The organism is Pseudoalteromonas sp. GABNS16E, from assembly GCF_028598715.1.
GTDB classification, from domain to species: domain Bacteria; phylum Pseudomonadota; class Gammaproteobacteria; order Enterobacterales; family Alteromonadaceae; genus Pseudoalteromonas; species Pseudoalteromonas atlantica.
This window is the reverse complement of sequence record NZ_JAQREZ010000007.1, coordinates 107,196-114,010: the sequence shown is the minus strand read 5'-3', so window position 1 is coordinate 114,010 and position 6,815 is coordinate 107,196. Positions and strand designations below refer to the sequence as shown.

Sequence of the window (6,815 nt, the reverse complement as noted above, 5' to 3'; positions counted from 1 at the left end):
GTAGCGTTGCCATAGCAGTTTCGCTCGCGCGGAGAAAATTGCGATACTGAGAAAAAATCGATCGCAACCATCTTAAATGGTTTCAAACTAAGAACATACCCAAGACAATTTATTAAAAATTAGTTTTCACACAGTCTGGGCACTACCCAGCCACTCGACAGCATAAAATATTGATAATAATTGGTAAGGTATTTTACTGTGTCGGATGGCGCTTCGCTTATCCGACCTACGCAGGCACAAAAGAGTTACTAATATTGCATTAGGTTTTGATTTAATTGGTAGCCCCTGCAAACACCAAATCAAACCAGCAAGCATATGAAAATTAACAACTTAATAAAAACAAAAGGCTGCCGATGTAACTACCAGTGTAACTAAAACTTTTTGTCACCACTTTGCTAATATTATTTACACCTCACATTAGAAGTGGAATTATTGAGCCACCAATAAAAAAGGACAATTATTCATGGAACGAATTAAATTAATATTTAAGATAGCCGCCTACTCATCATTTCTAATACTGGTCATTTGGTACTCATCAGGCAGCATCCTAAAAAGTTATGACCTGGCACAAAACGGGAAAGTAACCACAGCTAGAGTAATAGCATATCAATACAGTGAATCAAGCGGACGCAAAGGCCGTACTAATAGGCACTATGACCACCTCATAGCTTTTAGTGGACACAAAGGGCTAATAGACTTCGGTGAAGAAGTAAAGGTTGGCACCCAGCTATACATCGTTTATAGCGAAACCAACCCCACAAACTTTGTAGCTGGCAAAAGCAAGCTTTCTGTATTCGAATATCTTAAACAAGAGCATGGTGTAGTTGGGTTAATTGTCGGAGCGTTTATAGTCGCGTTCTTACCTTTGGAGATATTTGCTTTAACTAAGCAATTCCTATACCCACCGTATAAAGCTAAGCCTACACAGGCCGAAATCAAGCTAGAACAAATTGAAATTAATAATTCTCGCGAAAGACTGAAAAAACCGTTAAAAAGATCATTATCAATTGGCCTAGCCTCATTTGTTTTATTCATCATTATAGGAGACCAAGAAAGTGAGTATATTGACCTTGCAATCAAATCACTCCCTTTCTCTGTCGCAATATTTGTAATCGCATACACAGCGATGTATAAGCCAAAGAAGTGATGATGCTATCAAATTGCATAATATCCATACATCAGTAAACTACCTCTTAAATATCACTCAATATTATCGAGGCTGACTTATGAGCTATTCAATTATGCAAGCGGGGCAAAGCACTAAGAACAAAGCGACAGGAACATTAAAAACCCTTTCAGATTTAGAGCAAAACCGTGAAATGACAAATAATAATTTAGAGCAGCAGCAGAAAAGCGCTCAACTTAGTGGCGCTGGTTCAGGTGCCATGATTGGCACTCAAATAATGCCAGGCTGGGGAACAGCTATTGGGGCAGCAGTTGGCTTTGTTGCTGGCTCACTTTAAAGCTGCGCATTAAATCGTAAATTGACGTAGTTATCACCCAGCTTAAACAACAAATAGCCTAGGGGATCATGTGGTTAATAATTTATGAGTGCGCACTTAAGCTCTACTCATTACCAAAAGAGCAAATCGTTTATTTACACCCTCATTTGTTCCGAATTAAATAACTACCAAATAAAAAACAACCACTTAAAATTTTAATTGTTCCGCCATTTGTTCCGCACTGTTCCGCTTTAAATTAGTTAAAAGCAACAAAAAACGCCCTTAAATTAATTAAGGGCGCCAAAGTATTATTGCATGCTCAGCTTTTCCTACTCTCTGTACTTTATGGCTATACCCGTTGCTTTAACTTTCTGTTGAGATGGGCCTGTAACAAAACCAACAGCACCCGCCTCACTTATGCCACTTAACACAATCGCGTCAGCTCCTTGCAAGCAAGCGCACTTTTGTAATTCTCTTATAGCATCCGGTGTATTATCAGATATTATTCCGCCTCCAGGTGCCGATGCCATACAAATACCTAGCTCTTGGTATTGCTTACCTCTTGGTGGGGCCCTAAATATTGTTACACCGCAATCTTCATTCTTAGCTGTATAATTTTGACTCTCGCCTGTTTTTATAAACTCATGACCCGCACAAGCTGAAAGAGCCAAACTAAGCAACACAACACTTAATTTTTTCATTTTATTAATTCCATTTAATTGTAGTAACAGCTAAATATAGCTTAATTATTCTTAACGTAGCAAAGCATTTCAAAACTCATTAGCCCTTGGCTTTATCCTACTAGCACCGTAATTTTTAGCCTGAGTAGCTTTGTAGCCCTTCCCACGCGCTTTAGCTAAATAAGATATACGGTAAATAGCCTCTTGCTGTGACTCCAAGCAATCGCGCTTCATGATGTAATAACAATTTTTTGGTACATAAGCCGAACCGTTAAGCTCGCCCCATATCTGTAAAACCTTCTTGGTTATGCTGTTTGGATAGTTAACTTTTGACGCATCTAGCATAAGCGCATAGTGGTAATGCTGACGTTTTGCCCTCTCAAGCTCTCTACACCATACAAAACCAATGCGACTAACCCCATACTGAGCCTTAACCCATTTAAACAGCCTACGGTTAAATACAGTGATGATTTTGTTATCTGGCGTGTACGACTCCATACGCAAATCAAAACGAATTAACATTACACGGCTATGGCTACTCAACATGGCCTCAATTTGGTCTAGCATAGCTCGCATAGGCTTGACCATTAACCCGCTTTTTCCAGCGTTTACCCACCAGCCTTTTTCACCGTGGACAAAAATGTGTTCATACCCTTTATCATTGTTATTTATGGTTAGTTGGTTAGTCATTCATGAGCCGTAGATATTATTAAATACCCAGTTAATTGTTAGTAGCTACTATCCATAGCTATAACGCCTCTACTGGGGCGCATCTTCAAAAATAGCCTTTTTTCGAGGGTAAAAAACCGACTTTGAGTGTTCATATTGTTTCACCAACAAAAAGCCATAAACGACAAAGTACACAGCGATAGTGTTCGCTTACATAAAAATACTGGTACATAGGTTTTTTAGGCTATTTTCTTAGGTGGGTTTCCCTTGGCCACGATCACTACCAAGGGATAATTCAAAGTTGATTTAATATGCTGGTGGCGCATATTTCTATTAAGCGGCCTGTTCATCAGAACGAGTAGACATTTTGCCTAATTCTTTTATGGCATCTTCAAGCAAGCCTTCCGCCAGCCAAATTACATTACTCAGATGATCTCCAAGCAACCCACCAAACCCTTCGCTATTTCGCAAAGCGTCCAGCACTGTTTTAGCCTGAATTAATAGCTGCTCAAACTTCAATTGCTCTCTTGGGATTTCACCAAAATACATGTCAACACTATCCGACAATACTTCGCCTATGCGATCACTAACCGTCCAAAGTAAGTTTGACAATGTGACTTCTGTCATTGATTTATAACCATCATTAGCAATAATAAACACTGTTAGGCTATGTACCTGACTTACTACTCTGTCAAGATAGTCAAAGTTATCCGCCGAAATGCTCGCATCCTGTTTCATATTGTTTGTAGTCATTATCCTGTTCCTTATTAATTAAATTTTTAATAGCCAGTAGTGGCAATACTTTAGTAATTACTTATGGCAAACGATTAAAAGGCGCGAGCAACTCCGCCTCTTGCTCCTTGCTTAATACTGCTGCTTTTCGCCTTATTAGGCTCGCGTTAATCTCTTTCAAAATTGCCGCTGCTATTTTTGGTGATGAAAAGCTATATCTAAGGTGAGTACCTATACCGTCTGGGTTCTCATCATTAACTCGCGTTAACTCAAAACCATGCAAGCGCTCTAGTTGGGTAAAATAGTTTCTACCACTGGATAGGCCAACGTTACGCAAAATATCGTTTTCTGTAGCGCCTGAGGGGTGCTGTAGAATATAAATAAATGCTCGCTCTTTCTTTGACTGCGCCTTCGGCTTTTTTGGGCTATTATCATTAGCTGCTAAATTGGTTTGGGTGGCGGCTTTTTTGCCGTTGCCCCCTTTCATTAGGCCGCCTCCTCGTCATGCTCCACACAAGGTAGGCTCTCCATCCAAGCCTTAATCTCGCTTTCCAGCCAACCCACCGAACGAGCGCCTAAGTCGCGTCTAGCAGGAAATAGCCCCAACTTTTCTTTACGCCAAATTGTAGGGCGGCTCATACCAGTAATTTTTACTACTTCGCGTTGCTTTAAAATTCTATCAATCATTTTATTTCACCTTGTAAATTGCTGTAACAAATAAGCAAGGCAAATGTTAGGGCTTATGATTTCATATTGCGCAGTAGCTAACTTAGTTACTCACAGAGTTAAGCTTAGCTGCGCGATAATTAAACCTATTCAACTGAATTTATTGATAATCTTTTATCTTTTTTTTCGGATCGTCACTTAGTGCTTTATTTACATAATCAAGTATTGTGCGTTCCACTACAGGTAATTTAGTGTCACCGTCTCCATCCAACTTCGTCCAGAATTGTCCTGCGTGATTGACAATCGCCCCTTTTAACCTCTCACCCACAACCTTCCCTGTGCTTTTTTTCACACACTCCCCTCTGTTATTAGCCAAAATCCACAAAGCAACTTCAAGCACCTCTATTCTTTTCAAAGCGTGATTTAGCTTGCTGCCTAGTCGCTCTCCACTTTCTGAAACTGAAAGTTGTTGAGGCTTAGAAGCTTGCGCCAAAACTGCTACTTGATCAGCCTTAATTAATAAGTCATCAACTTGAGGGTGTATAGGGTAAGTATGATGTACTTCAATTCCTTTATATTCTGCTGGCTCTTGATCCTTTAACTTCCAAACTTGCCCTTCCATATCTTCCACCAACCCAATACTAAAGCTCTCATAGAACTGGTGATGATCGTAGGGGTCAATAACATTACTACTCGCTTCAACATCATTATCTTTGAACTCTACACCTAAATGTAAAAGCAATAATTCATGGAAATACTCGTCACACTCCTCTCTATTTAACTTAAAGAAACCCTCTAATTTTTCTATACTTTCAGGGCTTTTCTGTTGATTTTCGCGCACTCCATAACGACTATGTCGACCAAATAATTCAGTATAAAAATCAATTTTCCCTCTGTTATAATGCTGAAATAAACGCTTTATTTTATTGCTATAGCTCATATCAGCTTTATCAAAAAGCACCTCTAACGCTTCATCTACACTAATAAATTCATCCATTAGCTAATCCTTAAACTACTTTTAAATGCTGATTACCAGTGACCGAGTAATCACCCTTACTAGCCGCTTCAATATGAGCAGACCACCAGCACATCATTTTACGTCTGCGCTCTAAATAGTCGGTTCGGTTGTAAGCTGCGCGTACTTGGTTTTTATCTACATGCGCTAGTGCTGCCTCAATTAAATCAGAGTCAAAACCTTGTGCGTTTAAAGTGGTACTAGCTAGTGCGCGTAAGCCGTGGGCTGTCTGCTTGCCTTGTAAGCCCATACGCCTGAGCGCTGCGCCTAATGTTTCTCGGCTTAGGTGGGTACGTGGGTTGTTATCAGAAGGGAATATAAAATCACGGTGACCGCTAATAGGTTTTAAATACTCTAATAGGGCTAATACCTGCGGAGTTAAAGGGATTGCTTGCGGTTTGCGCTTTTTCATACGCTCAGCAGGTATATTCCACACTCGATTATCAAAATCAATTTCATTCCACATTGCCCCCGCTGCCTCTGACGGCCTAGCCATTGTATGTAACTGCCACTCAAATAAGCATTTAGTAATAAGCTTTAAACGAGCATCGTTAACGGTTGCTAAAAGCATTGGCAGCTGTTCAGGGGCTACCGTAGGCATATTAGTATGCTTAACAGTATCAAACGCTTTAGCGATACTGTGAAGATGATTGATCGGCATACGCCCAGTATTAACCGCATAATCCATCACTTCATTAATACGCTGGCATAAGCGGCCTAGCATATCGAGCTTATTCGCTGCCTCTAAAGGGCGCAGCGTTTCAATGGTTAACTGTGCGGATAATTTACTTATCGGCACTTTACCAAGCGCGGGATAAACATGTATTTCAAATCCTCGTAAAATATTAAATGAGTGCCGCTCACTTACTTTTACTGTTTTTAGCTTTAGCCATTCAGTTGCTACTGCTTCAAAGGTATTCTTTGCCTCAGTTGCTTTAGTGCTTTGAATTTCTTCCCTGTACTCTTTAGGATCAATATCATCAGCAAGTAACGCCCTTGCCTCGTCACGTTTTTTTCTAGCCGCTGCTAATGGTACCGCAGGGTAAACACCAAAACTTATTTGCGCTCGCTTTTTGATGTGCGGACGGTAGTAATTAAACAGCCACGTTTTAGAGCCATTCTTTTTTATACGCAAGCCTAACCCGCCACCATCCGACAACAGGTATTCACTTGCTTTTGGTTTCGCATTTTTTATCTGCGTATCATTCAAAGGGGTTGTTAATCTAGGCACGTTTTCACTCCACTATCGAACAGGTAGCCAACCCTTAAAATGGGATACTAAAATCACGATCCGCATTCTTCCTTTAATTTTCATCCGCTTAACTGAATTACAGCGGTTTTAGTTACATCAAAATCGGCAAAACGATTCGGTGTAACTATGAGTGTAACTAAAAATATGAAATGTAGCGATACCAAATTTTACGACTTGAAACGTGGAGGGCTTGTTTACAGTGGGGTATATAACGATTTTAAATTTATTGCTGCGATATTTTTATGTATGAAACGTGTAATTGGTAGCCCCTGCAGGAATCGAACCTGCAACTGCCCCTTAGGAGAGGGAATTTGAGCTATTGAAAAATAAGTAAAAACTAACCTAGAGCCTTTATATAG

General features: G+C 40.0%; 9 protein-coding genes. 2 read left to right on the top strand and 7 right to left on the bottom strand.

The features are described from left to right. The first annotated feature begins 463 nt into the window (after window positions 1–463). On the top strand, window positions 464–1,147 hold the full coding sequence (locus PSI06_RS05075; RefSeq protein WP_273603015.1) for a hypothetical protein: 684 nt from the start codon (window positions 464–466) through the stop codon (window positions 1,145–1,147). A 79-nt stretch (window positions 1,148–1,226) separates the two neighbouring features. Then, window positions 1,227–1,463 carry a hypothetical protein gene (locus tag PSI06_RS05070; RefSeq protein WP_273603016.1) on the top strand — a complete coding sequence of 79 codons (237 nt, stop codon included), beginning with the start codon at window positions 1,227–1,229 and terminating at the stop codon, window positions 1,461–1,463. A gap of 308 nt (window positions 1,464–1,771) precedes the next feature. Here the strand turns inward: PSI06_RS05070 and PSI06_RS05065 are convergent, their stop codons facing one another. The 7 genes from PSI06_RS05065 to PSI06_RS05035 all read right to left on the bottom strand — a co-directional run bounded on the left by PSI06_RS05065 (window position 1,772) and on the right by PSI06_RS05035 (window position 6,435). After that, window positions 1,772–2,143 carry a hypothetical protein gene (locus PSI06_RS05065; protein WP_273603017.1) on the bottom strand — a complete coding sequence of 124 codons (372 nt, stop codon included), beginning with the start codon at window positions 2,141–2,143 and terminating at the stop codon, window positions 1,772–1,774. A 69-nt stretch (window positions 2,144–2,212) separates the two neighbouring features. Further along, window positions 2,213–2,812 carry a YagK/YfjJ domain-containing protein gene (locus tag PSI06_RS05060; protein ID WP_273603018.1) on the bottom strand — a complete coding sequence of 200 codons (600 nt, stop codon included), beginning with the start codon at window positions 2,810–2,812 and terminating at the stop codon, window positions 2,213–2,215. Window positions 2,813–3,124: 312 nt separating this feature from the next. Further along, window positions 3,125–3,544, bottom strand: coding sequence for a hypothetical protein (locus PSI06_RS05055; RefSeq protein WP_273603019.1), 420 nt, complete (start codon window positions 3,542–3,544; stop codon window positions 3,125–3,127). 61 nt (window positions 3,545–3,605) lie between these two features. Next, complete coding sequence (locus PSI06_RS05050; protein WP_273603020.1) at window positions 3,606–4,010, bottom strand: hypothetical protein; 405 nt, start codon at window positions 4,008–4,010, stop codon at window positions 3,606–3,608. Beyond that, the gene (locus PSI06_RS05045) at window positions 4,010–4,210 is read right to left on the bottom strand and encodes a helix-turn-helix transcriptional regulator (protein ID WP_138563035.1); all 201 of its coding nucleotides are present in this window, start codon (window positions 4,208–4,210) and stop codon (window positions 4,010–4,012) included. Before PSI06_RS05045 ends, PSI06_RS05050 begins: the two co-directional genes overlap by 1 nt. A gap of 139 nt (window positions 4,211–4,349) precedes the next feature. Continuing rightward, entirely contained in the window at window positions 4,350–5,186 is an 837-nt protein-coding gene (locus PSI06_RS05040; RefSeq protein ID WP_273603021.1) for a hypothetical protein, read from the bottom strand. Between the two features lie 10 nt (window positions 5,187–5,196). Then, entirely contained in the window at window positions 5,197–6,435 is a 1,239-nt protein-coding gene (locus tag PSI06_RS05035; protein ID WP_273603022.1) for an integrase domain-containing protein, read from the bottom strand. Window positions 6,436–6,815 lie beyond the last annotated feature (380 nt).